This window comes from Aeromonas sp. S11(2024), from assembly GCF_041402345.1.
Taxonomy (GTDB): domain Bacteria; phylum Pseudomonadota; class Gammaproteobacteria; order Enterobacterales; family Aeromonadaceae; genus Aeromonas; species Aeromonas veronii.
On the sequence record NZ_JBGLRC010000027.1, the window covers coordinates 13,907 to 37,862 of the forward strand.

Below are 23,956 nucleotides of genomic sequence, written 5' to 3' on the forward strand. Positions count from 1 at the left end.
GCCATCAGGCGCCGGTTCTATTTTATTGATCGGGCATCACTTCTTCTTGACCGGACGAGCCCAGTTTTTGATGTGACGCTGGGGCACCCGGGTGATCACCAACTCGTTCTCGGCCACATCCTTGGTGATGGTAGAACCCGCCCCCAGAGTCGCCCCCTTGCCGATGCGCACTGGCGCCACCAGCTGGGTATCGGAACCGACAAACACATCATCCTCGATGATGGTCTGGAATTTGTTCACCCCGTCGTAGTTGCAGGTGATGGTACCGGCACCAATATTCACCTTGGCACCCACCTCGGCATCACCCAGATAGGTCAGATGACCGCACTTGGAACCAACCCCCAGACGGGCCTTCTTCATCTCGACGAAGTTGCCAACGTGGGCATCCTGCTCCAGCACGGCACCCGGGCGCAGACGGGCAAACGGGCCGACCGAGCACTGATCCGCCACCTGAGCCCCTTCAACGATGGAGTAGGGCTTCACTTCGGTGTGATCGCCAATGACGCAATCCTTCAGCACGGCACCGGCACCGATACGGACGTGGTTGCCGAGGATTACCTTGCCTTCGATGATCACGTTGACGTCGATCACCACCTCTTCACCGATCTCGAGGGTTCCGCGCAGATCGAAGCGGGCCGGGTCGATCAGGGTGGCACCGGCGATCATCAGTTTCTCGGCCTGCATCTGCTGATAGCTGCGCTCAAGAGCAGCCAGCTGTACCCGATTGTTGGCCCCTTCCACTTCAGCGGCACGCTCCGGATGGACCGCAGCAATCGGGCAGCCATCGGCGTGCGCCATGGCGATCACGTCGGTCAGGTAGAACTCACCCTGGGCGTTCTTGTTGTCGAGACGAGACAACCATTGACGCAACTGGCCCCCATTGGCCACCAGCACGCCGGTATTCACCTCACGGATCGCCAGCTGTTCGGCATTGGCATCCTTCTGCTCGACGATGCCGACTACCTGACCGTTTTCACGGACGATACGGCCATAACCGGTGGGGTTGTCCAGTACCACAGTCAGCAGTGCCATCCCGTTTTCAGCCTTGGCAGCCAGCAGTCGCAGCAGGGTCTCGGGCTGGATCAGCGGGGTATCGCCGTATAGCACCAGCACGTCGTCTTCATCCTTCCAGAACGGGATGGCTTGGGCGACGGCGTGACCGGTCCCCAGCTGTTGCGCCTGCAGCACCCAGTTCACATCGGCCGCCACGATCCGCTCTTTCAGCAGCTCGGCACCGTGGCCATAAACCAGATGCAACTGCTCGGCACCGACCTGACGGGCGGTATCGATCACATGGGAGACCATGGGTTTGTTGGCTACCGGGTGCAGTACCTTGGGCAGGGAAGAGCGCATACGGGTACCTTTACCCGCAGCCAGGATCACGACGTTGAGAGACATGACTTCGACCTTGAACTTGTGTGGAAATACTCGGCGGAGTCTATCGAACGGGTAAAAAAAAAGCGACCCGAAGGTCGCTTTTTACATCACCGTTATTAGCGGTAATTCTTTTTGACGATATCGATGACTCGCAGTTGAGCCATCGCCTTGGCCAGCTCGGTGGCGGCCTGGGCGTAGTCGATATCACCATGGGAGCTGTGGATCCGCTCTTCGGCTGCACGCTTGGCTTCCTGGGCTTTCGCCTCATCCAAGTCGTCAGCACGAATCGCGGTGTCCGCCAGCACGGTCACGGATTCAGGTTGTACTTCCAGCATACCGCCGGAGATGTACAGCACCTCTTCAGTTCCGTTCTGCTTCACCAAGCGGACCAGGCCCGGCTTGATGGCAGTCAGCAACGGAGCATGACCGTGGCGGAGACCCAACTCACCTTCGGAGCCTGATACCTGAGCGGATTGCACGCGACCGGAAAACAGTTTTCCTTCGGCGCTCACCACGTCCAGGTGAAAGGAGATCATCTCTGCCATGGGCCCTCCTGTCGAGGCTTACAGTTTCTTGGATTTCTCGACGACTTCGTCGATACCGCCAACCATGTAGAACGCCTGCTCGGGCAGATCGTCATACTCGCCTTTCAGGATGCCCTGGAAACCACGGATGGTCTCTTTCAGCGGCACGTATTTACCCGGAGAACCGGTAAACACTTCTGCTACGAAGAACGGCTGGGACAAGAAACGCTCGATCTTACGGGCACGGGCTACGGTCAGTTTGTCTTCTTCTGACAGTTCATCCATACCCAGGATGGCGATGATGTCCTTCAGCTCTTTGTAGCGCTGCAGTACGGTCTGAACGCCACGAGCGGTCTCGTAGTGCTCTTTGCCAACCACCAGCGGATCCAGCTGACGAGAGGTAGAGTCCAGCGGGTCAACGGCCGGGTAGATACCCAGTGCCGCGATTTGACGGGACAGTACGACGGTCGCATCCAGGTGGGCGAAGGTGGTCGCCGGAGACGGGTCAGTCAAGTCATCCGCAGGAACGTAAACGGCCTGTACGGAGGTGATGGAACCGGTCTTGGTGGAGGTGATACGTTCTTGCAGAACACCCATCTCCTCGGCCAGAGTCGGCTGGTAACCTACTGCAGAAGGCATACGGCCCAGCAGTGCGGATACTTCGGTACCGGCCAGGGTGTAACGGTAGATGTTATCTACAAAGAACAGTACGTCACGACCCTCGTCACGGAACTTCTCGGCCATGGTCAGGCCGGTCAGCGCAACGCGCAGACGGTTTCCGGGCGGCTCGTTCATCTGACCGTAAACCAGAGATACTTTGTCCAGTACGTTGGACTCCATCATCTCGTGGTAGAAGTCGTTACCCTCACGGGTACGCTCACCAACACCGGCGAACACAGAGTAACCACTGTGCTCGATCGCGATGTTACGGATCAGCTCCATCATGTTTACGGTTTTGCCTACACCGGCACCACCGAACAGACCAACCTTACCACCCTTGGCGAACGGGCATACCAGGTCGATAACCTTGATGCCGGTCTCCAGCAGATCGTTGCTGTTGGACTGATCTTCGTAGCTGGGGGCAGCGCGGTGGATAGACCAGCACTCTTCTTCACCGATCGGACCTTTTTCGTCGATTGGCTCGCCCAGTACGTTCATGATCCGACCCAGAGTCGCAGTACCGACCGGAACCTGGATGGATTTACCGCTATTCACTACTTCCAACCCACGACGCAGACCGTCGGAGGAGCCCATGGTGATGCAACGAACGACGCCGCCACCGATCTGTTGCTGAACTTCCAGCACCAGACCCTGGCCTTGACCTTCGCTAACGACCTTCAGTGCATCGTACACCTGGGGCACGGCATTCTGCGGGAACTCGATGTCCACCACAGCGCCGATGATTTGGACGATGAAACCGTTACTCATGTCAAATCCTCTAAACCTTTGATAACCCTTGCCTTACACCGCAGCAGCACCGGATACGATCTCTGTCAGCTCCTGGGTAATACTGGCCTGACGGGCCTTGTTGTATACCAGTTGCAGATCGTTAATCAGGTTACCGGCGTTGTCAGTCGCGGCTTGCATGGCAACCATTCGGGCTGCCTGTTCACTTGCCAAGTTTTCCACTACCCCCTGGTAAACCTGAGATTCGACATAGCGAACCAGCAGGGTATCCAGCAGCTTCTTGGGATCCGGCTCATAGAGGTAATCCCAGTGGTGTTTCTTGGCGAGCTTGCTGTCTTCAGTTACGGGCAAAGGCAGCAGTTGATCGACCCGTGGTTGCTGCACCATGGTGTTGACGAACTTGTTGTACACCAGATACAGCTTGTCAATCTCACCGTTGTCGTAAGCCTTCAGCATGACCTTGACTGAACCAATCAGGTCATTGACGCTCGGACTATCGCCCAGTCCTGCGACATGAGCTTTAACCTTGGCGCCGTGCCGTTCAAAGAAGTTGGAGGCCTTGTTACCGATCAGTGCCAGGTCAACCTTGGCACCTTTCGCGCTCCATTGCTTCATATCATTGAGGGCAGCCTTGAACAGGTTGATGTTCAGACCACCACACAGGCCACGGTCGGTGGAGACGACGATGTAACCCACTCGCTTGACCTCACGTTCGATGAGGTAGGGGTGCTTGTATTCCAAGTTCCCCTGAGCGATATGGCCGATCACCTTGCGCATGGTTTCAGCGTACGGACGGCTGGCAGACATGCGTTCCTGCGCACGGCGCATTTTGCTTGCTGCCACCATTTCCATAGCGCCGGTGATCTTCTGAGTGTTTTTCACACTCCCGATCTTGTTACGTATCTCTTTTGCGCCGGCCATCTCTTACTCTCCATCAAGTGGCAGCTCACGCTGCCACACACGCTTACCAGGTCTGGGTTGCTTTGAAGCTATCCAGCAACGCAGTCAGCTTGCCAACGATCGCGTCGTTGTAGTCGGCTTTGGCATTGATTTCAGCCATCAGCTCGGCATGCTGGGTATTGGCGTAAGAGAGCAGAGCGGCTTCGAAGTCGACGATCTTGTTCAGCTCGACATCGGAGAGATAGCCTTTCTCGGCGGCGAACAACACCAGAGACTGGTGAGCCACGCTCAGCGGAGAGTACTGCTTCTGCTTCATCAGCTCGGTCACTTTCACACCGTGATCCAGCTGCTTGCGAGTCGCCTCGTCCAGATCGGAAGAGAACTGGGCGAATGCCGCCAGTTCGCGATACTGGGCCAGCGCGGTACGGATACCACCGGACAGCTTCTTGACGATCTTGGTCTGAGCAGCACCACCTACACGGGATACGGAGATACCCGGGTCAACCGCCGGACGAATACCGGAGTTGAACAGCTGTGAAGTCAGGAAGATCTGACCATCGGTGATGGAGATCACGTTGGTCGGAACGAACGCAGATACGTCACCCGCCTGGGTTTCGATGATTGGCAGCGCAGTCAAAGAACCGGTTTTGCCTTTCACTTCACCCTTGGTGAACTTCTCTACGTACTCGGCGTTAACGCGAGCAGCACGCTCCAGCAGACGGGAGTGCAGATAGAAAACGTCACCCGGGTAAGCTTCACGTCCTGGCGGACGGCGCAGCAGCAGGGAGATCTGGCGATAAGCTACGGCCTGCTTGGACAGGTCATCATAGATGATCAGCGCGTCTTCACCGCGGTCACGGAAGTACTCACCCATGGAGCAACCGGCATACGGAGCCAGGTACTGCAGAGCAGCCGCTTCGGAGGCAGAGGCAACCACCACGATGGTGTTGGCCAGGGCGCCGTGCTCTTCCAGCTTGCGCACCACGTTGGCGATGGTGGAGGCCTTCTGGCCAATCGCAACGTAGACACACTTAATGCCGGAATCTTTCTGGTTGATGATGGTGTCGATCGCGATGGCGGTCTTACCAACCTGACGGTCACCGATGATCAGCTCACGCTGGCCACGACCGATTGGGATCATGGCATCGATGGCTTTCAGACCGGTCTGGACCGGCTGGTCAACAGACTTACGCTCGATAACGCCCGGTGCGATCACTTCGATCGGCGAGAAGCCGTCGTTGTCGATCGGACCTTTACCGTCGATCGGCTGACCCAGGGTGTTCAACACCCGGCCCAACAGACCACGACCTACCGGCACTTCCAGAATGCGGCCAGTACCTTTTACTTTCATTCCTTCTGACAGACCGTCATAGGAACCCATAATCACCGCACCGACGGAGTCACGCTCCAGGTTCAATGCCAGAGCGTAGCGGTTGCCCGGCAGCTCGATCATCTCACCCTGCATGGCATCAGCCAGGCCGTGAATACGAATGATACCGTCGCTCACAGAGACGATAGTACCTTCGTTACGCGCTTCGCTCTTTACATCAAACTGCGCAATGCGCTGCTTGATCAGCTCGGCGATTTCAGTGGAATTCAGTTGCATGCTCTAATACCCCAATCAAGATTGCAGCGCGTCAGCCATGCGATCCAGCTTACCGCGGACTGTGCCGTCGATTACCAGATCACCGGCCTTGATGAGCACCCCGGCCATCAAGGACGCATCGATGCTGCAATTCAGCTTCACTTTGCGCGCGAGACGTTGTTCCAGAGAAGCCTGAATATTGGCTTTCTGCTGGTCGGTCAGTTCGATCGCCGAAATCACGTCAGCCTGAACTTCTTTATCCAGTTCAGCTTTGAACGCTACAAATTCAGCAACGACCGCCGGCAGCACACCCAAGCGACCATTCTCGGCCATCACCCGGATCAGGTTCTGGCCATGCACGTCGAGTTGCTCACCGCAGACACCGACAAACAGCGTTGCCAGCTCTTCGGCGGCCACAGAGCCGTTTACCAGGTTGTGCATGGTCTCGTTTTCCACTACTTGCGCAGCAAAACCGAGCATACCCAGCCACTGGTCAACCGCCTTGTGCTCAACGGCAAACTCGAAAGCAGCCTTGGCGTAGGGGCGAGCGATTGTAGTCAGTTCAGACATAGCCCCGTTCCCGTTACAGTTCTGCTACCAGTTTGTCGACGATGTCGCTGTTGGCAGCCTGGTCGATTTGACGCGCCAGGATCTTCTCTGCACCAGCAATGGCAAGAGCAGCAACCTGCTTACGCAGTTCTTCTTTGGCACGATGACGTTCAGCTTCGATCTCGGCACGGCCCTGAGCCAGGATTTTTTCCCGCTCAGACTGGGCACCAGCGGCAGCTTCATCAATGATCTGGGCTTTACGTTTGTTAGCCTGTTCAATGATTTCAGCAGCCTGCAGCTTGGCTTCTTTCAGCTGATCGGTGGCGTTGGCCTTGGCCAAATCCAGATCTTTCTTGGCACGCTCGGCAGAAGAGAGACCGTCAGCAATAGCTTTCTGACGGGCTTCGATGGCAGCAATCAGCGGCGGCCATACGTACTTCATGCAAAACACTACGAAGAAGAAAAAAGCAATTGCTTGGCCGAGGAGGGTGGCATTGATATTCACAGCCGATGTCCTCTTAAGTTAGTTAATGGGTTATGCCTGGAGAGTCGTAACGACTTAGCCAGCAACCGCAAACATCACGTACAGACCCAGACCAACGGCGATCATCGGGATCGCATCCACCAGACCCATTACGATGAAGAACTGGGTACGCAGAACAGGGATCAGATCCGGTTGACGAGCAGCACCTTCCAGGAACTTGCCACCCAGGATACCGATACCGATGGAAGCGCCGATAGCAGCCAGACCCATCATCATTGCAGCAGCGATGTACAGCAGGTCCATGTTCAAGTTTTCCATGAGGATCTCCAGTTATTTAGATGTAATTGATTGTATAAAAAGGATTATTTGAGTTGCATCAACCATGGTCTTCCTGCGCCATCGACAGATAGACGATGGTCAGAACCATGAAAATGAATGCCTGCAAAGTGATGATCAGGATGTGGAAAATTGCCCAAGGCACGGACAGGATCCACTGTGACCACCAGGGTAACAAACCAGCAATCAGGATAAAGATCAGTTCGCCAGCATACATGTTGCCGAACAGTCGAAGACCCAGAGAAACAGGTTTGGAAATCAGCGTAACAGTTTCCAGGATGAGGTTAACCGGGATGGCCGCCGGGTGGTTGAAAGGCTGAAGCGTCAGCTCCTTCACAAACCCGCCGATACCCTTGACCTTGATGCTGTAATACAGGATCAAGAAGAACACGCCCAAAGCCATGGACATGGTGATGTTAACGTCAGCAGAGGGAACCACACGCAGATAGGGAATACCCATCAATTGTGCAGCGTGAGGGATAAAGTCAACGGGGATCAGATCCATGAAGTTCATCAGGAAGATCCACACAAACACCGTCAGCCCCAAAGGTGCGATGACCTTGTTGCGACCGTGAAAGATGTCTTTGACGTTACCATTCACAAACTCGACCAGCATCTCCACAAAGCACTGCAGCTTACCCGGCACCCCGCTGGTAGCGTTAACGGCTACTTTGCGGAACAGCAGGATAAACAGGGCGCCTAGCACGACGGAAAATACCATTGAGTCGATATTGACCGTCCAGAACCCGGACCCGACTTGAAGGTGGGTCAGGTGGTGGGAGATATATCCCTGAGGAGTCAGGACTTCTCCGGTTGCAGACATGAGTTTTCCTAATAGTGGTTGTTAAGCGTGAATGAAACCATCCACTGTACAACGAGGGCGAGGATATAAGTGGCGAAAAACGAGACGGTAACGACCTCGACTCCCGCACCAAACATCAGGGCGAATAGACCTGTTGTAGAAATGAGCTTAATCCCTGCCCCACCATAAAAGTCCCGCAAAACCAGGCCCACACTCTCGGTTGTCACCTTGCGGCGCAGCACCCAGACAGTAAACAAGGCTTGAGGAACCCAGTACATCCCCCCTCCGTAGAGGGCGGAATAACCGGCGCTGGCACCAGTCAGGTAAAACCAGACGGCACTCATCGCCAGGATCAGGATGAGCTGACAAACGAGCATAACCCAGGCCAGTGTCAAACCTTCCAAGGCTATTTTCTGCTTCACCAACCTACCCCTGAACATTACAGAACTGTAAAAAATCGGGATCCGAAGACCCCATGTTAACAGCTCTTAAAGCCGGTCAAATTATACCCTTGAGGGCAGCTATTGCAATATGACAAAAATCCTTAATTTTTGAGGCTTTCCGCGGCAAATCAGGGTTATGGTCATATCAAAAGGAATGGATGTTTTATTACTACAAAAAGCGTAAAAATCACGATTCCGACACGCCAAAATAGCCCAATATACGGTCCAAATCGGACAAATTCTCGTAACTTATTACTAACTTCCCGCTATCCCGCTTGCCAGGCTGAAGTTGCACCTGATTGCCAATTTTTTCTGCCAGTTGGCGCTCCAGGTAGCCGATCTGCGGATCACGGGCCGGTTCGACCCTGGCTTTTGCCGGTTCGAGCGCTTTTTGCACCAGCTTCTCGGTATCGCGTACGGTCAGCCCTTTCTGGGCAACCAGCTTGGCCAGTTCAGACTGGGCCTGGCCGCTCAGTGCCAGCAGGGCACGGGCATGGCCCATGTCGAGGTCGCCATGCTCGACGAAACGCTTCACGTCGTCGTTGAGCTGGTTGAGACGCAGCAGGTTGGTCACCGTGGTGCGGGACTTGCCCACCGCCTCGGCCACCTGCTGGTGGGTGAGTTCGAATTCGGTCAGCAGTCTTTGTAAAGCGACCGCCTCTTCGATGGCATTAAGGTCTTCCCGCTGAATATTCTCAATCAGCGCGATGGCGACGGCAGCCTCGTCGGGTACATCCTTGACGATGCAGGGCACCACCTCGAGCCGCGCCAGCTGGGACGCGCGCCAACGCCGCTCACCGGCGATGATTTCGAAGGATTGTTCGCCGAGAGGGCGTACCACGATGGGCTGGATCACCCCCTGGGCGCGGATGGAGTTGGCAAGTTCTTCCAGTGCATCCTGGGACATATCCTTGCGGGGCTGGTACTTGCCGGACTGTAACCACTCCACCGGCAGCTTACGCAGCTCGCCCTGATTGGTGGGGGCCATGGCCTCTTCAGTACGTTGATCGCTCATCACCTGTTTCTGGCGGGCAGCCGTGCTGGTACTGAGCAGGGCATCCAGCCCCTTGCCCAGTCCACGTTTTTTCGGAGTCATATGCTCTCTCGGTCTGCGATGGTCGCCTGACGTTCCTGCTCCTGGCGGCGCAGGATCTCGCCAGCCAGTGCCAGGTAGGCCTTGGCGCCCACCGATGATTTGTCATAGTGCATGGCCGGGGCACCGAAACTCGGGGCCTCAGCCAGTCTAACGTTGCGGGGAATGATGGTGCGGTAGACTTTGTCGCCAAAGTGCTGTTTTAGCTGATCGGACACATCATTGGCCAGCCGGTTGCGGTGATCGAACATGGTGCGCAGCACCCCTTCGATCTTGAGCTCCGGATTGACCACAGCGGCCAGTTTGCTGATGGTGTCGACTAGGGCGGTGAGCCCCTCCAGCGCGTAATATTCGCACTGCATGGGCACCAGCACAGAGTCGGCGGCGGCCATGGCGTTCACGGTCAGCATGTTGAGAGAGGGCGGGCAGTCGATGAAGACGTAGTCGTATTTGTCCCGCACCGAAGCCAGCGCATTGCGCAGGCGGATTTCGCGGGCGAAAAATTCCATCAGACGGATTTCGGCCGCGGTCACGTCGGCGTTGGCGGCAATCAGGTGATAGCCCCCGGTGGTTTCGGGGATGATCACTTCGCTGATGGGGGCATCCTCGATCAGCAACTCATAGGCGGTGCGCTCGACATCATACTTGTCGACACCACTGCCCATGGTGGCATTGCCCTGCGGATCCAGATCGATCACCAGCACCTTGCGCCGGGTGGCAGCCATGGAGGCGGCCAGATTCACACAGGTGGTGGTTTTACCCACCCCACCCTTCTGGTTGGCTATGGCGATGACTTTTCCCACACGATCCCCTAAATGAAACTGCGACCCTATTCGGGCTGGATATGTTTGAATTCCAGCAGATGCCGTTCGCCTTCCAGCTCCGGCACCCGCAACTCATGACAGGCTACCAGACGGATATTGGCAGGCAACTGGGCCAGCTCCTGCTCGGGATATTGTCCCTTGAGCGCCAGGAAGCAACCCTGTTCTGACGGCAGGTGGTGACACCAGCTCAGCATGTCCTCCAGCGAGGCAAATGCCCGACTCAGTACACCATCAAACCCCACCTCGGGTTGATACTCTTCAACCCGGGATTTGACCGGCGTCACATTGGTCAGACCCAGCTCCTGGATCACCTGACGGATGAAGTTGATCCGCTTGCCCAGACTGTCGAGCAGGACGAACTGCTTGTCCGGATTGATGATCGCCAGCGGCAATCCCGGCAGGCCGGGACCTGTCCCCACGTCGATGAAGCGCTCACCGTGCAAGTGGGGGCTTACCACCAGGCTATCGAGGATATGCTTGACCAGCATTGCGTCCGGATCTCGCACCGAGGTGAGATTGTAAGCCTTGTTCCACTTGTGCAGCAACTCGACCAACTGCACCAGTTGGCTCTTTTGGGTATCGGTGATAACAATTTCGGCCTGCTTGAGCAGGCCGTTCAATCTTTCCAACATGGGATTCCTCAGGCGGTTTTACGCAGCAGGCCGTGTTTTTTCAGGTGAACCAGCAGGATGGAGATGGCCGCCGGGGTGATGCCGGAGATGCGGGAAGCCTGACCAATGGTCTGCGGCTTGGCATCGTTCAGCTTGGCTTTCACCTCGTTGGAGAGGCCGTTCACCTCGCGATAATCCAGATCCAGCGGCAACAAGGTGTTCTCGTTGCGCAGCTGCTTTTCCACTTCATCGTGCTGACGCTCGATGTAACCGGCGTACTTGATCTGGATCTCAACCTGTTCGGCCGCGGCAGGATCGGTCACGGAAGGACCGACACCTTCGATGGCCATCAGCGCATCATAGGTCACCTCGGGGCGACGCAGCAGCTCTTCCAGACTCTGCTCGCGGGTCAGCGGGGTATTGACCAGGGCGTTGACTGCCTCCAGTGACGGATGTTGCGGGTGGATCCAGGTTGAACGCATGCGCTGACGCTCCAGCTCGACCTGTTCCATCTTGGCGTTGAACTTGCTCCAGCGCTCGTCATCCACCAGACCCAGTTCGCGACCGATGGCAGTCAGGCGGATATCAGCGTTATCTTCCCGCAGCAGCAGGCGATATTCGGCGCGACTGGTGAACATGCGGTAAGGCTCGCGGGTCCCCAGGGTGGAGAGATCATCCATCATCACGCCCATGTAGGCCTGATCCCGACGCGGGTTCCAGGGATCCTTGTCCTGGGCACGCAAGGCCGCGTTCAGACCGGCCATCAGGCCTTGTGCCGCCGCCTCTTCGTAACCGGTCGTGCCGTTGATCTGGCCGGCGAAGAACAGGTTTGGAATGCACTTGCTCTCCATGTTGGCCTTGAGATCCCGCGGATCGAAGAAATCATATTCGATGGCATAGCCGGGGCGGGTGATGTGGGCGTTCTCGAAGCCGCGCACGGAACGGACGATCTGCACCTGCACGTCAAACGGCAGGCTGGTGGAGATCCCGTTCGGATAGAGTTCGTGGGTGGTCAGGCCTTCCGGTTCGACGAAGATCTGGTGCGCAGTCTTGTCGGCGAAACGGGTGATCTTGTCTTCGATCGACGGGCAGTAGCGCGGGCCGATCCCCTCGATCACCCCGGCGTACATGGGGCTGCGATCCAGGTTATTGCGGATCACTTCGTGGGTACGCTCGTTGGTGTGAGTGACGTAGCAGGGCACCTGACGGGGATGCTGGCTGGCATTGCCGATAAACGAGAAGACCGGACGCGGATCGTCGCCATGCTGTTCCTGCATGACGGAGAAATCGACACTGCGGGCATCGATGCGCGGAGGGGTGCCCGTCTTGAGACGATCGATGCGCAGCGGCAGTTCGCGCAGGCGCTGAGCCAATGCGATCGAGGGAGGATCCCCGGCACGGCCGCCCTTGTAGTTTTCCATTCCGATGTGGATCAAACCGTTCAGGAAGGTACCGACCGTCAGCACCACAGTCTTGCCACTGATGCGGATCCCGCTCTGGGTGACCACACCGGCAACACGATCCCCGTCCATGATCAGATCGTCACAGGCCTGCTGGAAGATCTTCAGGTTCGGGTAGTTCTCCAGCATCTGGCGAACGACGGCCTTGTAGAGCAGGCGATCCGCCTGGGCACGAGTGGCTCGCACCGCCGGGCCCTTGGAGGAGTTGAGGGTGCGGAACTGGATCCCGCCAAGATCGATGGCACGCGCCATGATCCCGCCGAGTGCGTCAACTTCCCTGACCAGGTGTCCCTTGCCGATCCCGCCGATCGCCGGATTACAGGACATGTGTCCCAGCGTATCGATATTGTGGGTCAGCAACAGGGTGTTCATGCCCATGCGGGCTGCCGCTGTTGCTGCTTCGGTTCCGGCATGACCGCCACCGACGACGATCACATCAAATTGTTCATGGTATTGCATTGGGATCACCTTGATCTGCACGCCTGAAGATCTTTATTTGCCTGGGCTAAAGGGCGGAACATTCTATCTGTTTCGCGTCCTGAGGGGAACGTCTACTTAACGTTCAGTATGAAGGGAGGATCCACTAATTAGATCTTAAGGATCTTTAGATCGATCTTTTACTGGATCTCTTATTAGGATCCGCCCTTTCTGTTGATAAGCACTTTTTGATCATAAAGATCATTAATTTAAGGACGATCCTAGCTTGTGGAAAAGCTTGGATCCTGGCCCGGTGAACGAGGGGATAACCAGGACTTTTATACACAGAGGTCTGTCAGTCTGGATCTAATACATGGATAACTATAGGTTTTGCAGAGCTTTACACCGTAGTTATGCACATTACCCCTGGGCCTTGTGGGTAACCGTGTAGAACAACTCCCCCGGATCAATCTGTTAATAACATGGTGGATAGTCGATCTGGGGATAAGTGGGGAGATCAAGCCTTTTTTCAGGATCTCCCGCACGCTGATCAGGCGATCATCGTCATCCAGTCGCGGATCCACACTTCTGCGGCATCTTCGGGGATCTCGTGTTGGGTCACATCGATGTCGAGCCGCTCGCCGATCCGGCTGGCACCGCACTCGGCCAGCAGCCGATCCAGCGTCTTGCCACCCTGGCAAAAGGTGTCATAACTGCTGTCACCAAGGGCGATCACGCCATATTTCAATGAATTAAGATCCGGATGCTGCTCGGCAAGATCCTTGGCGAAGGGTTGCAGGTTGTCGGGCACATCCCCGGCACCATGGGTGGAAGTGACCACCAGCAGGATGGATCCCGCATCATCCAGCACCTCTGCCAGCTTGGCCGGGTTGTGGATCCGGGTCTGGTGGCCAGCCTGTTCCAGCAGGTTGGCGACGTGGTCTGCGACATATTCGGCGGCGCCCAGCATGGAGCCGACGACGAGATTGAGTTTGGCCATGGAATGGATCCTGATTTCAGACAAAGAAACGGAAAGCCGGATTCTACCGCCAAAGGGTGTGGATAAATATGGATAAAGCTTGGGGATAATGGATCCAGTCAGATAATGTCACCGGATCCATCCTGCCGATCTTTTTTCTGCTTCTTTATATTCCTCTCCATTTTCTTCTCCGCTAATGGCTCTCCTGATGACGCCCATCCCCGCGAAATCCTGCCAACGATGCAGCTAGATAACAATGTAGATGCAAATGATTAGCAATTATTGAATCGATTCGATCACGGCTCCTGTAGTAGGATTGCGCTGCTTTATTCGCCCATGGAACAGGGTAATGTCGTGACAAACGACCACAAATAACAATTAAAACAACATAACTCATTGATAAACGAGACTTTAATATGATTGCGCAAAAATACACTACAGGACCCGGCAAGAAGGGCGCCTTCGGCGTGCTTTCGCTCTCCGGTTTGCTCGTCTCCCTGCCGCTTATGGCCGAACAAACCACCGCTGAGCTGCCCAAAGCCAGCGAAACCATGGTGGTGACCGGTACGGCCATGAAGGTGGAAGTGCCGATGGCCGAGACCCCTCGCGCCGTCTCAGTGGTTAATCGCGAGGAGCTGGATCAGCACGCCGTGTTGCAGCTGGATGAGGCGCTTCGCTATCGTTCCGGCGTATTGACCGGCCTCTATGGTTCCGACAACAACACCGACTGGTTCAAGGTGCGTGGCTTCGATGCTGCTTCCTATCTCGATGGAAGCATCCTGTTTGGCTCTGGTTACTATCTTTGGACGCCGGAACCGTTCGGCCTGGAGAGTCTGGAAGTGCTGAAGGGGCCCGCTTCAATGCTCTACGGCGTAGCGCCTCCGGGCGGGGTGATCAATGCCATCAGCAAGCGACCGACCACCACGCCGCAAGGGCTGGTGGATCTGCAGCTTGGCAGCCGGGATCATCGTCAGGTCGGGGTGGACGTCTCTGATGCGCTCTCCGACAACAGCCGCTACCGCATGGTTGCTCTCTATAAAGAGCGTGATGGGGTGCTTACCGGTACTTACAACGATCGGGTTTATCTGGCGCCGAGCGTCGCCTTCGATCTTTCGGATCGTACCAGCCTGACCCTGCTGGCCAGTTTCCTGCACGACGAAGGAGTCCCGACCAACGGCTTCTTCCCGGTCTATGGCACCCTGAATACGTCAGGTGGCCAGATTGATCCCTCCACCAACCTGAGCCAGCCGGATTACGATCGCAACCGCAATACCCAGCTCTCCACCGGTTATGAGTTGGCCCACCAGCTCAACCAGAGCTGGGAGTTCAAGCAGAAGGTTCGGTTCAACTATAACGATCTGCTGCTGCGCCAGACCTATATCTATCCTTGGGCTGCCTGGCCCGCGACTCCCGATGAAAATATGCCGGTTCGTGGCCGTGGCATGATCTATCGGGATGGCAATACCAAGAGTGCCACTATGGATAATCAGATGGTGGGCTACTGGAACACCGACAGCACCGAGCAGACCCTGCTGCTTGGGGTGGATCTGCAGCGTCATGTCAACAAGGGGATGGAAGCGGATTCATGGATGGGGACCATAGATACCCAGAATCCGGATTACAGCGGCTTCCCTGGATTTGATGAGTCAACGGCCACTTATCAGAAAACAACCATGGCCCAAGAGGGGATTTATGCCCAGCATCAGATCCGTTGGGACGATCGCTGGTTGCTGACAGGAGGTGGTCGCTTTGACTATGTCGAGACCCATAACATCAGCAAAACATATGATAGAGATGAAAAGCAGTACGATCATGCGCTATCCCTTTCCGGCAGCTTGATGTATCTGGCCGACAACGGCATCTCGCCATATCTTGCTTATTCTGAGTCGTTCTTGATGTTGCCCGGGATCGATCCGAATACCAAAACTTCATATAAATCCCGTGAGGGAAAATTGTATGAAGCAGGCGTCAAATATGCGCCTGCCTTCCTCGACGGTTACATCAATCTGGCGCTGTTCGATCTGGAGCAAAGTAACGCTCTGGTTTCCAGTGGCTCAGGCCAGCAGACCCAAGCTGGCGAGATGACCTCTCAGGGGGTTGAGCTGGAAGGGAGCGTGCAGGTGACAGATGCGCTGCGTCTGACCGCTGCTTATACCTACACCGATGCCAAAACCAACGACACCGGCAGTGGCGATCGCCGTGCCAGCCTGATCCCGCGCCACCAGGCCTCATTCTGGGGTAACTACAAGGTGCTGCAAGGGGTGGCTTCGGGTCTGGAGCTGGGGACCGGTGTGCGTTATATCGGTTCCAGCGTGGGTATTGGCGCCGTGAATGCGGACTACACCCCCATCTACGGCTCTGCCGAGGTGCCGGCCCATACCGTCTGGGATGCGATGATCGGGTATGACTTTGCCAAGAACTGGCGCGCCCAGCTCAACGTCAACAACCTGCTGGGTGAAACCTACGTGGCCAGTTGTGACTACTACTGCTACTACGGCGAGCCGCGCAGCGTAGTGGGCAGCATCAACTACCGCTGGTAATCGAAGTCGGGCGGGAACCGGATTCCCGCCCTTCTTTTCACCCGCAGTTGTTCAGATCTCTCTGGAATACCGGTCCGTTATGGAACTCTTGTCTCTGGTTTATCGCCAATATCGTTGGCCTTTTATCGCCATTACCCTGCTCAGTCTGCTCAGTGCCGTCAGCGGGATTGGCGTTATTGCCTTTATCAATCAGTCTCTTATCGAATCTATAGGTGATCCGCTGCCGATCCTCGGTCAGCTGGTCGGCCTCATTGTGTTGCTGCTGGTGATCACTCTCGGATCTCAGCTGGCCCTGACCACTCTCGGTCACCATTTTGTCTACCGGTTGCGCGGCCGTCTGCTCAAGCAACTGCTGGATACCGATGTCGCCCGCATCCGCCAGATTGGTCAGGGGCCGCTGCTGGCCTCCCTCTCCAGCGATATCGGCCAGATCACCATCGCCTTCGTGCGCCTGCCTGAGCTGGTGCAGGGGCTGGTGCTCACGCTGGGCTCTGCCCTCTATCTTGGCTGGCTCTCTCCTGCATTACTCGGGGTGACCGCGCTCTGGGTCACGATTACCATGGTGGTGGGCTGGTTGTTGGTGAACCGTGTTTATCGCCATCTCTCCCACATGCGTCAGGCCGAAGATCGGCTCTATCAGAACTATCAGGCCATCATCGCCGGCAGCAAGGAGCTGGCGCTCAACCGCGAGCGGGCTCACTTCGTTTACCACCAGCTCTATGAGCAGAATGCCCGTGACTACCGCCAGCAGATCATTCGCGCCGACACCTATCACCTGAGCGCGGTGAACTGGTCGAATATCATGATGCTGGGGGCCATCGGTCTGGTCTTTTTTCTGGCCAACGGCCTTGGCTGGGCCAACACCAATGTGGCCGCCACCTTCGCCCTGACCCTGCTGTTCCTGCGCACCCCGCTGTTGCAGGGGATTGGCGCCCTGCCGACCCTGCTTGCCGCTCAGGTGGCGTTCGACAAGATCGCCGCCCTCAATCTGGCCGAGCCGGATGCGGACTTCCCGCTGCCGCCCGCCATCCGCCCCTGGCAGCGTATCGAGCTGGAGCAGGTGAGCTTTCACTATCAGGGGGAGGGCGGCTTTGCCGTTGGCCCCATCGATCTGGTCATCGAAAAGGGGGAGCAGATCTTCATCATCGGCGGCAATGGCTCCGGCAAGTCGACCCTGGCCATGCTGCTGACCGGACTTTACCAGCCGGTATCGGGCCGGATCCTGCTGGATGGTGAGCCGGTCACAGATCGCAATGGCTATCTGGCGCTCTTCTCCGCCATCTTTACCGACTATCACCTGTTCCAGCACCTGCTGGGGCCGGAACCCAAGGATGAGTTGGTGGCCGAGTGGCTGGAGCGGTTGCAGATGGGCAGCAAGCTCACCATCGAGGATGGCTTTATCGCCGATATCGAACTCTCTCAGGGGCAGCGCAAGCGGGTCGCCCTGCTGCTGGCGCTGGCCGAGCAGCGCGAGGTGATGCTGTTTGACGAGTGGGCTGCGGATCAGGATCCCCAGTTCCGCCGCATCTTCTATCAGGTGCTGTTGCCGCGCCTCAAGGAGATGGGCAAGACGGTGATTGCCATCAGTCACGACGATCACTACTTCCCGCTGGCCGATCGCCTGCTGGAGATGCGCCAGGGCCAGCTCACTGAGCTGACCGGGGCGCGCCGCGCCGAAGTGAGCCGCGATGCGATCGCCCATCTGGATTGCGAGGTGCCGGCTTGATACCGGCACCGATGAGACTGGCGGCAAGCCAGCACAGGAATTGCTTATGTTCGAGATGAAATCAGCCAGCTTCACGGTCAATGACCGCACGCTGCTGCACCCCACAGACCTGCGTTTCGAGCAGGGACAGGTCTATGGCCTCATCGGCCACAATGGGTCGGGTAAATCGACCCTGCTCAAGCTGCTGGCACGCCAGCAACCTCTCAGCGACGGCGAGATCCTGTTCGATGGCAAGCCGCTGCCCGACTGGGGCAATCGGGAGTTTGCCCGTCAGGTGGCCTATCTGCCCCAGCATCTGCCGAGCGCCGAGAATCTGCTCGGGCGGGAGCTGGTGGAGATGGGCCGCTACCCCTGGCGCGGCCTGCTGGGCCGGATGGGGGCGGAGGATCACCGTCAGGTCGAGCGGGCCATCGCCCTTACCCATACCGAACGCTTTGCCGATCGGCTGGTGGATACCCTTTCCGGCGGCGAGCGGGGGCGGGTCTGGCTGGCGATGCTGCTGGCCCAGGAGAGCCGTTTTATCCTGCTGGACGAGCCGCTGGCCGCGCTGGATGTGGCCCATCAGGTGGAGGTGCTGACGCTGGTCAAGCAGTTGAGTCGTCAGCTTAACCTTGGGGTCATCATCGTCATTCACGACATCAATATGGCCTCCCGCTTCTGTGATCGGCTGGTGGCGCTCCACTCCGGCCGCCTGCTTACCCACGGCGAACCTGAGGGGCTCATGACCAGCGAGACCCTGCACGCCATCTATGGCATCCCGATGGAGGTCATTCGCCACCCGGCCCATGCTCATCCCATCGCCATCGTCTGACTGGGGGGCTCTCTTGAACCGTTTATTGAAGAAGATGGCACCCTGCCTTATTAGCCTGCTGCTGCCACTTGCGGTGCAGGCCGACACATCCCCGATCGCTTCTGCGCCGCAACCCCGTATCGCCACCGTCGACTGGACCATAGCCGAGACCCTGCTGGCACTCGGGGTGACACCGCTGGCGGTGGGGGATGTTGGCCCCTATCAGGCATGGGTCGGCGAGCCACGGCTACCCGCCGGAGTGGTGGATATCGGCCTGCGCACCCAGCCCAACCGCGAGCTGCTGGCGGAGCTCAAACCCGATCGCATCCTCATCTCGCCGCTGGCGGCCCCGCTGGCGCCAACTCTTTCCCGCATTGCACCGGTGAGCACCATCGCCCTCTATGATGAGCAAACCGATCTGTGGCAGAGACTGCACGAGGTGACCCTGACCCTCGCCCGTATGGTGGGCAAAACCGCCGAGGGCGAACGGCTGCTGGCCGGGCTGGATCGGGATCTTGCCAGTATGCAGGCCGGATTGCCTGCGGATCTGCCGCCCCTGCTGGTGGTGCAGTTTATCGATGAGCGCCATGTGCGGGTGTTTGGTCGCCACAGCCTGTTCGATGCGGTGATGACGCGGCTTGGGCTGCGTAATGGCTGGCAGGAGCAGACTAATGACTGGGGTTTCTCGGTGGTCAGCATCGAGCAGTTTATGACCTTGCCAACCGCGTGGCTGGTGGTGGTCGATCCCATCCCGGTAGGGGTGAGCGAACGGCTGCAGGAGCCTGGGCTGTGGCAGCATCTGCCGCTGGTACGTCAAGCCCCCGTGTTGCATCTGCCTGCGGTCTGGAGTTTTGGTGGCGTATTGGCAGCCCGCCGTTTCGCCGGTCTGCTCAGCGATGCATTGCTGCAAGATGCCGAGCGTATGGAGGCGAGCCGATGAAGCGACTGCTCACATCGCCGCTGCTGCGGCCGGTCTCGATCCTGCTGGGGTTGACCCTCTCGCTCGCGTATTGGGAGCTGGCTCGCCAGCTGCCCGGTGCGCTCTGGTGGCAGAGCCTCTTCGCCCCCAATCTGAATGACGTCAGCCAAGCAGTGGTGCATTTCAGCTGGCTGCCCCGCTTGGCTGTCACCCTGCTGGCCGGGGCGGCGCTCGGGCTGGCGGGCATCCTGATGCAGCAGGTGCTGCGCAACCCGCTTGCGTCACCGACCACCTTGGGGGTGGCCTCCGGTGCCCAACTGGCGTTGATGATGGTGACCCTGTTTGCCCCCTCCTGGTTGCTGTTGGGGCGGGAGTGGATCGCCATGGCCGGTGGCAGCCTCGCGATGGCACTGGTGTTTGCCCTGGCCTGGCGTCGTCAGCTCAATCCGGTGGTCATCGTCTTTGCCGGGCTGGTGATCAACCTCTATCTGGCGGCCATCAGCATGGGGCTCTTGCTGTTCTTTCAGGAGGAGCTGAAGGGCTTGCTGGTGTGGGGCAGTGGCTCGCTAGTGCAGAACAGCTGGAGCGGGGTGAGTTACCTGTTGCCCCGCCTGCTGGCAGCCGCTGCGCTGGCCGCGGTACTGGTGCGCCCGCTGGCGGTGCTGGAGTTGGATGATGCCAGCGCCCGCAGTCTGGGGGTCTCCCTGCAGCATCTGCGTTTTGCCGGACTGGGGCTGGCGGTGTTTGTCACCGCTTGCGTGGTGAGCGTGGTTGGGCTGATCGGCTTTATCGGGTTGGCAGCGCCCGCTATGGTGCGGCTGCTCGGGATCCGCCAGCTCGGCCAGCGGTTGTTGTGGGCTCCCATACTGGGAGCCTTGCTGCTGGCGGCGACCGATCTGCTGCTGCAGAGCCTGAGCCGCTTCTGGCCAGTTTTGATCCCTACCGGCGCAATGACCGCCCTGTTGGGGGCGCCGCTGCTGCTCTGGTTGATCCCGCGCCTTGGCATCAAGTCGGGTACGCCGAAGGCAAACGCCGGCCTGCTGGTGGCTCGCCATCCGGCTCCGGCTCGCCTTATTGGCCTGTTGCTGGTCGGGCTGCTGCTGGCCGTGGTCGCCTCCTTGCTGTTTGGGCAGGGAATTACGGGTTGGAGCTGGCCAAGCTGGCTCCGCTGGCAGGCCCAGCTGGAGTGGCGGCTGCCGCGCACTCTGGCTGCGGGGGCGGCTGGCGTGCTGCTGGCGCTGGCGGGCACCCTGTTGCAGCGGGTCAGCAACAACCCGATGGCGAGCCCGGAGCTGCTGGGGGTGAGCGGCGGCACCTTTATGGGGGTGATTGCGACGGCCTTACTGCTGCCAGCTTTGCCGTTGCCCATAATGCTGCTGGGCGGCCTGATCGGGGCCTTCGCTTGTCTCTTGCTGCTGGTGCTGGTCAATCGCAAGCACGGCTTCCAGCCGGAGCGGATCCTGCTCTCAGGTATTGCCATCACGGCACTGTTCGAGCCGCTGCAGGCCATCGCGCTGGCCAACGGCGACATGCGGGTGCAGCAACTGCTTTCCTGGATGTCCGGTTCTACCTATTACGTCACCCTGCCGGTGGCCTATGGGCTGGTGGGGCTGGCGCTGTTGATGCTGGCCGCCTGCCTGCTGGTGAGCCGCTGGCTCGATCTGCTGCCGATGGGGGCGGCGGTAGCCACCGCACTCGGTATTCGCCTCAACCGTGCCCAGCTTGCCATCCTGCTGCTGGTGGCCGTGCTCACCGCCAGTGCCACCCTGGTGGTGGGGCCGCTCTCGTTCGTCGGTCTGTTGGCGCCACATATGGCCAAGATGATGGGGCTGGTGCGGGCTCGCTGGCACCTGCGTGGGGCCGCCGCTTCCGGCGCCCTGTTGATGGTATCGGCGGACTGGGTCGGCCAGCAGATCCTCTTCCCGCAGGAGGTGCCGGTCGGTCTGGTCTCCACCCTGTTAGGGGGCGCTTACTTCATGTGGTGCCTGCGCCGCCTCTAGGTTTGCGGATAAAAAACATACAAAAAGCCCGGGATGAACCCGGGCTTTTTATTGTTTGCCGAACCGGCTTACTTGCCGATGCAGAATGTAAATAATCTATTATCTTCAATATGTTAGTGACTTTTCGGGGGCCACTTGGGGTAAAAGTAACTAAAACAGCATATTGAGAGGCCGCTCACGGGTTTCTGCCATCGTGCAGCGTTCCCACATAGTCCATTCTCGATCGTGCAGCCTTCCCATATGAATCAACGCGATGCCACCACACGCAGTCAAAGCCGCTTTTTAGGTGAGTTTTGAACATATTTTGAACCGACTATAGCATCGTCCGGTGCCTAGAAAGCCGCTTTTACTCTTCGAACCGTGCAAACTTCACATAGGTGGTTTGGCTAACCGTGCAATCATCCCACATACCGCCAATTTAATCCCAGCCCTTTATCAGCCTGGCTGAGCGGGCTTTTAGGCCCTCTAGAATGGTGCTGCTGATGGCATCGGGGAAGCCCGCTGGCAATTGCTGGGTAACACGCTCAATAACATCATCAACGGAGTTGGCCAGTTCTGTCAGGATCTCTTCCATAGCAGAACGCTCAAATCCCACAGCTTTCGCCGTTTGGAAGAAATGACGCGGGAATACCTGCTCAATGGCGTATTTCTTTCCCTTGCTGCTTGCTAGGCCCATAGCGAGCTTGGCGTCCCTTCGGTTGAGGCCTCGGCCGCCAAACACTGGATAGACAGATAGGATGTCGTAAAAAGGGGTCAGGCGAAAACGCCCTTCCGGTCCAATAAAGACCGAGAAGTTCTTTGCATGGCCATCGGTGGCCGCCAGCAGCCAGAACAGGACCTGAGATTTCATGAACAGGTAGCGATCCTGTTCTGGTGTCACAGAGCCCAGCAAGGTTTTCATGATGTCAGTGATCCCTGGTCCTCCATGGCTCTCGTATTTCCGTGCTGACGGAACATTCAATACCTGACAGAAATCTTCTTGGGGAAGGCGCATGATCCAACTGCGATCGGCAGCGTAACGTCTGTCGAAGCGTTCCACAGCCAGTGCTTTGACCTGGCCAACCTGCATCATGAAGCAGTTAGGTACGGGTAGACCAAACTCCTTGGCAATCAGAGTGCAGAGATATTCGTTTTCTACGCTCTGGGAGAGGTCTATCGAGTAGGAGTGGCTTTCAATCTTGCCGATAGGGAGTTTGATTATGTGGGTTGTCGGCGTTGCATTGAGTGGCAAGTACCAACGGCCATCGAGATAGAGCAGTGCAGTCTTTTCTTGCGCCCCGGCGATAGAGAGCCGGAACTCCTCTTGCTCCCTGACCATCCCCAAAGGGATTCCTGATTTGTAGCTGGTCAGGATCTGCTCGAGCTCGTCATCGGAAAGTGCCTTGTAGTCGATTCGCCTGACATCTGGAACATCGTGCCCTTCGGTAACCAGCTGTAATGCCCCTACGCTATCCTGGCCAATGCAACTGAGCAGATCGAAGGGCTGGGTTGATACCGCTTGATAGCGTGCTACAACCCTATTCCTCACCTCTGTATTATCTGGCAGCAGGTTGTCAAAGAAGTTATAGGCTTCATCGCCCCGGTAGGCCTGATGGCGCAATGGCATGGAGAGTGAGATGGGACGGCTGCCCGGTTGTGCTAGCCATGACTCATGGTACTGAAACTGATGGGCGCCGCTGGTAGTTTTGGTGAATGTGCCTACCCGATAGCCGTTCATGTAGACAGCCAGATTGGCCATTACCACTCCTCCTTCCAGCCCGATGCCGGACTCTCGGATGACTCATTGCGGGGTTTGATGTCCAGTGACAATTCGAGTGCCGCGAGGATCTTGAACAGGGTCTCCAGCTTGGTGGACTCAGGATTGAGCTCGAAGCTGGAGACTGTGTCTTGCCTAATCCCTACTTTCTCGGCCACTTTGCCTTGAGAGAGCTTTTGAGAAAGCCTGGCATCCTTGATACAGGCGCTCAGCTGCTTGGCGCTGGTTACTTTCATGATTCGACAACCTGGTAGCGTGCCTTCTTCCAATTTACACGCTATGGCAGGTACATCAAGTTTTACCTGCTGTGGCGGGTAAAGGTTGTTTACACGCTATAGGCAGTATTTAAGATTTATCCTATATAGCGGGTAAGCAGGAGGTTAGCAGGGGAGAAACTTGAGCCATCCGAGTTAATGTAGGCTGTGTACTGACAT

At 57.5% G+C, this 23,956-nt stretch carries 22 protein-coding genes; 5 read left to right on the forward strand and 17 right to left on the reverse strand.

All coding sequences use genetic code 11. The features are described from left to right. Positions 1–36: 36 nt before the first annotated feature. The 15 genes from glmU to mioC form a co-directional block, all read right to left on the reverse strand. Positions 37–1,398, reverse strand: a complete 1,362-nt coding sequence (glmU, locus tag ACB040_RS17390; RefSeq protein WP_371155775.1) for a bifunctional UDP-N-acetylglucosamine diphosphorylase/glucosamine-1-phosphate N-acetyltransferase GlmU — start codon at positions 1,396–1,398, stop codon at positions 37–39. Between the two features lie 95 nt (positions 1,399–1,493). Then, complete coding sequence (locus ACB040_RS17395) at positions 1,494–1,922, reverse strand: F0F1 ATP synthase subunit epsilon (protein ID WP_005339345.1); 429 nt, start codon at positions 1,920–1,922, stop codon at positions 1,494–1,496. 18 nt (positions 1,923–1,940) lie between these two features. Next, positions 1,941–3,329 carry a F0F1 ATP synthase subunit beta gene (atpD, locus tag ACB040_RS17400; protein ID WP_005339344.1) on the reverse strand — a complete coding sequence of 463 codons (1,389 nt, stop codon included), beginning with the start codon at positions 3,327–3,329 and terminating at the stop codon, positions 1,941–1,943. A gap of 33 nt (positions 3,330–3,362) precedes the next feature. Further along, positions 3,363–4,229, reverse strand: a complete 867-nt coding sequence (gene atpG, locus ACB040_RS17405; protein ID WP_005339343.1) for a F0F1 ATP synthase subunit gamma — start codon at positions 4,227–4,229, stop codon at positions 3,363–3,365. Between the two features lie 43 nt (positions 4,230–4,272). Continuing rightward, a complete protein-coding gene (atpA, locus tag ACB040_RS17410; RefSeq protein ID WP_005339342.1) occupies positions 4,273–5,814 on the reverse strand; it encodes a F0F1 ATP synthase subunit alpha in 1,542 nt (513 codons plus the stop codon). 15 nt (positions 5,815–5,829) lie between these two features. After that, positions 5,830–6,363: a F0F1 ATP synthase subunit delta gene (atpH, locus tag ACB040_RS17415; protein ID WP_005339341.1), complete on the reverse strand. Its 534-nt coding sequence runs from the start codon at positions 6,361–6,363 to the stop codon at positions 5,830–5,832. Positions 6,364–6,376: 13 nt separating this feature from the next. Next, positions 6,377–6,847 carry a F0F1 ATP synthase subunit B gene (gene atpF, locus ACB040_RS17420; protein ID WP_005339336.1) on the reverse strand — a complete coding sequence of 157 codons (471 nt, stop codon included), beginning with the start codon at positions 6,845–6,847 and terminating at the stop codon, positions 6,377–6,379. A 54-nt stretch (positions 6,848–6,901) separates the two neighbouring features. After that, positions 6,902–7,144: a F0F1 ATP synthase subunit C gene (gene atpE / locus ACB040_RS17425; RefSeq protein ID WP_005307205.1), complete on the reverse strand. Its 243-nt coding sequence runs from the start codon at positions 7,142–7,144 to the stop codon at positions 6,902–6,904. 58 nt (positions 7,145–7,202) lie between these two features. Beyond that, positions 7,203–7,985, reverse strand: a complete 783-nt coding sequence (gene atpB / locus ACB040_RS17430; RefSeq protein ID WP_005339335.1) for a F0F1 ATP synthase subunit A — start codon at positions 7,983–7,985, stop codon at positions 7,203–7,205. An 8-nt stretch (positions 7,986–7,993) separates the two neighbouring features. Next, positions 7,994–8,404: an ATP synthase subunit I gene (locus ACB040_RS17435; protein ID WP_047437761.1), complete on the reverse strand. Its 411-nt coding sequence runs from the start codon at positions 8,402–8,404 to the stop codon at positions 7,994–7,996. A gap of 190 nt (positions 8,405–8,594) precedes the next feature. Next, complete coding sequence (locus tag ACB040_RS17440) at positions 8,595–9,503, reverse strand: ParB/RepB/Spo0J family partition protein (RefSeq protein WP_005342343.1); 909 nt, start codon at positions 9,501–9,503, stop codon at positions 8,595–8,597. Continuing rightward, positions 9,500–10,303, reverse strand: a complete 804-nt coding sequence (locus ACB040_RS17445; RefSeq protein WP_005357226.1) for a ParA family protein — start codon at positions 10,301–10,303, stop codon at positions 9,500–9,502. The genes ACB040_RS17440 and ACB040_RS17445 overlap by 4 nt, the downstream gene beginning before the upstream one ends. A gap of 26 nt (positions 10,304–10,329) precedes the next feature. Continuing rightward, the gene (gene rsmG / locus ACB040_RS17450; protein WP_005339331.1) at positions 10,330–10,956 is read right to left on the reverse strand and encodes a 16S rRNA (guanine(527)-N(7))-methyltransferase RsmG; all 627 of its coding nucleotides are present in this window, start codon (positions 10,954–10,956) and stop codon (positions 10,330–10,332) included. Between the two features lie 8 nt (positions 10,957–10,964). Continuing rightward, positions 10,965–12,854, reverse strand: coding sequence for a tRNA uridine-5-carboxymethylaminomethyl(34) synthesis enzyme MnmG (gene mnmG / locus ACB040_RS17455; RefSeq protein WP_005357220.1), 1,890 nt, complete (start codon positions 12,852–12,854; stop codon positions 10,965–10,967). A gap of 508 nt (positions 12,855–13,362) precedes the next feature. Beyond that, entirely contained in the window at positions 13,363–13,812 is a 450-nt protein-coding gene (gene mioC, locus ACB040_RS17460; protein ID WP_033138545.1) for an FMN-binding protein MioC, read from the reverse strand. 395 nt (positions 13,813–14,207) lie between these two features. Here mioC and ACB040_RS17465 point away from each other — a divergent pair, with 395 nt between their 5' ends. The 5 genes from ACB040_RS17465 (at position 14,208) to fhuB (ending at position 21,766) form a co-directional block, all read left to right on the forward strand. After that, positions 14,208–16,331, forward strand: coding sequence for a TonB-dependent siderophore receptor (locus ACB040_RS17465; protein ID WP_263718282.1), 2,124 nt, complete (start codon positions 14,208–14,210; stop codon positions 16,329–16,331). A gap of 79 nt (positions 16,332–16,410) precedes the next feature. After that, complete coding sequence (locus ACB040_RS17470) at positions 16,411–18,057, forward strand: multidrug ABC transporter permease/ATP-binding protein (RefSeq protein WP_139741992.1); 1,647 nt, start codon at positions 16,411–16,413, stop codon at positions 18,055–18,057. Between the two features lie 46 nt (positions 18,058–18,103). Continuing rightward, a complete protein-coding gene (locus ACB040_RS17475; RefSeq protein WP_113740549.1) occupies positions 18,104–18,868 on the forward strand; it encodes an ATP-binding cassette domain-containing protein in 765 nt (254 codons plus the stop codon). Between the two features lie 34 nt (positions 18,869–18,902). Then, positions 18,903–19,787 carry an ABC transporter substrate-binding protein gene (locus tag ACB040_RS17480; protein ID WP_371155793.1) on the forward strand — a complete coding sequence of 295 codons (885 nt, stop codon included), beginning with the start codon at positions 18,903–18,905 and terminating at the stop codon, positions 19,785–19,787. Further along, positions 19,784–21,766, forward strand: a complete 1,983-nt coding sequence (gene fhuB / locus ACB040_RS17485; RefSeq protein ID WP_371155783.1) for a Fe(3+)-hydroxamate ABC transporter permease FhuB — start codon at positions 19,784–19,786, stop codon at positions 21,764–21,766. Before ACB040_RS17480 ends, fhuB begins: the two co-directional genes overlap by 4 nt. Before the next feature lie 418 nt (positions 21,767–22,184). On the opposite strand, the gene ACB040_RS17490 is transcribed toward fhuB, so the two are convergent. After that, positions 22,185–23,504, reverse strand: a complete 1,320-nt coding sequence (locus ACB040_RS17490; RefSeq protein ID WP_371155785.1) for a type II toxin-antitoxin system HipA family toxin — start codon at positions 23,502–23,504, stop codon at positions 22,185–22,187. Beyond that, positions 23,504–23,758 (reverse strand): helix-turn-helix domain-containing protein, encoded by a 255-nt coding sequence (locus ACB040_RS17495; protein ID WP_042878568.1) that lies wholly within the window; start codon positions 23,756–23,758, stop codon positions 23,504–23,506. Before ACB040_RS17495 ends, ACB040_RS17490 begins: the two co-directional genes overlap by 1 nt. Positions 23,759–23,956: the final 198 nt, after the last annotated feature.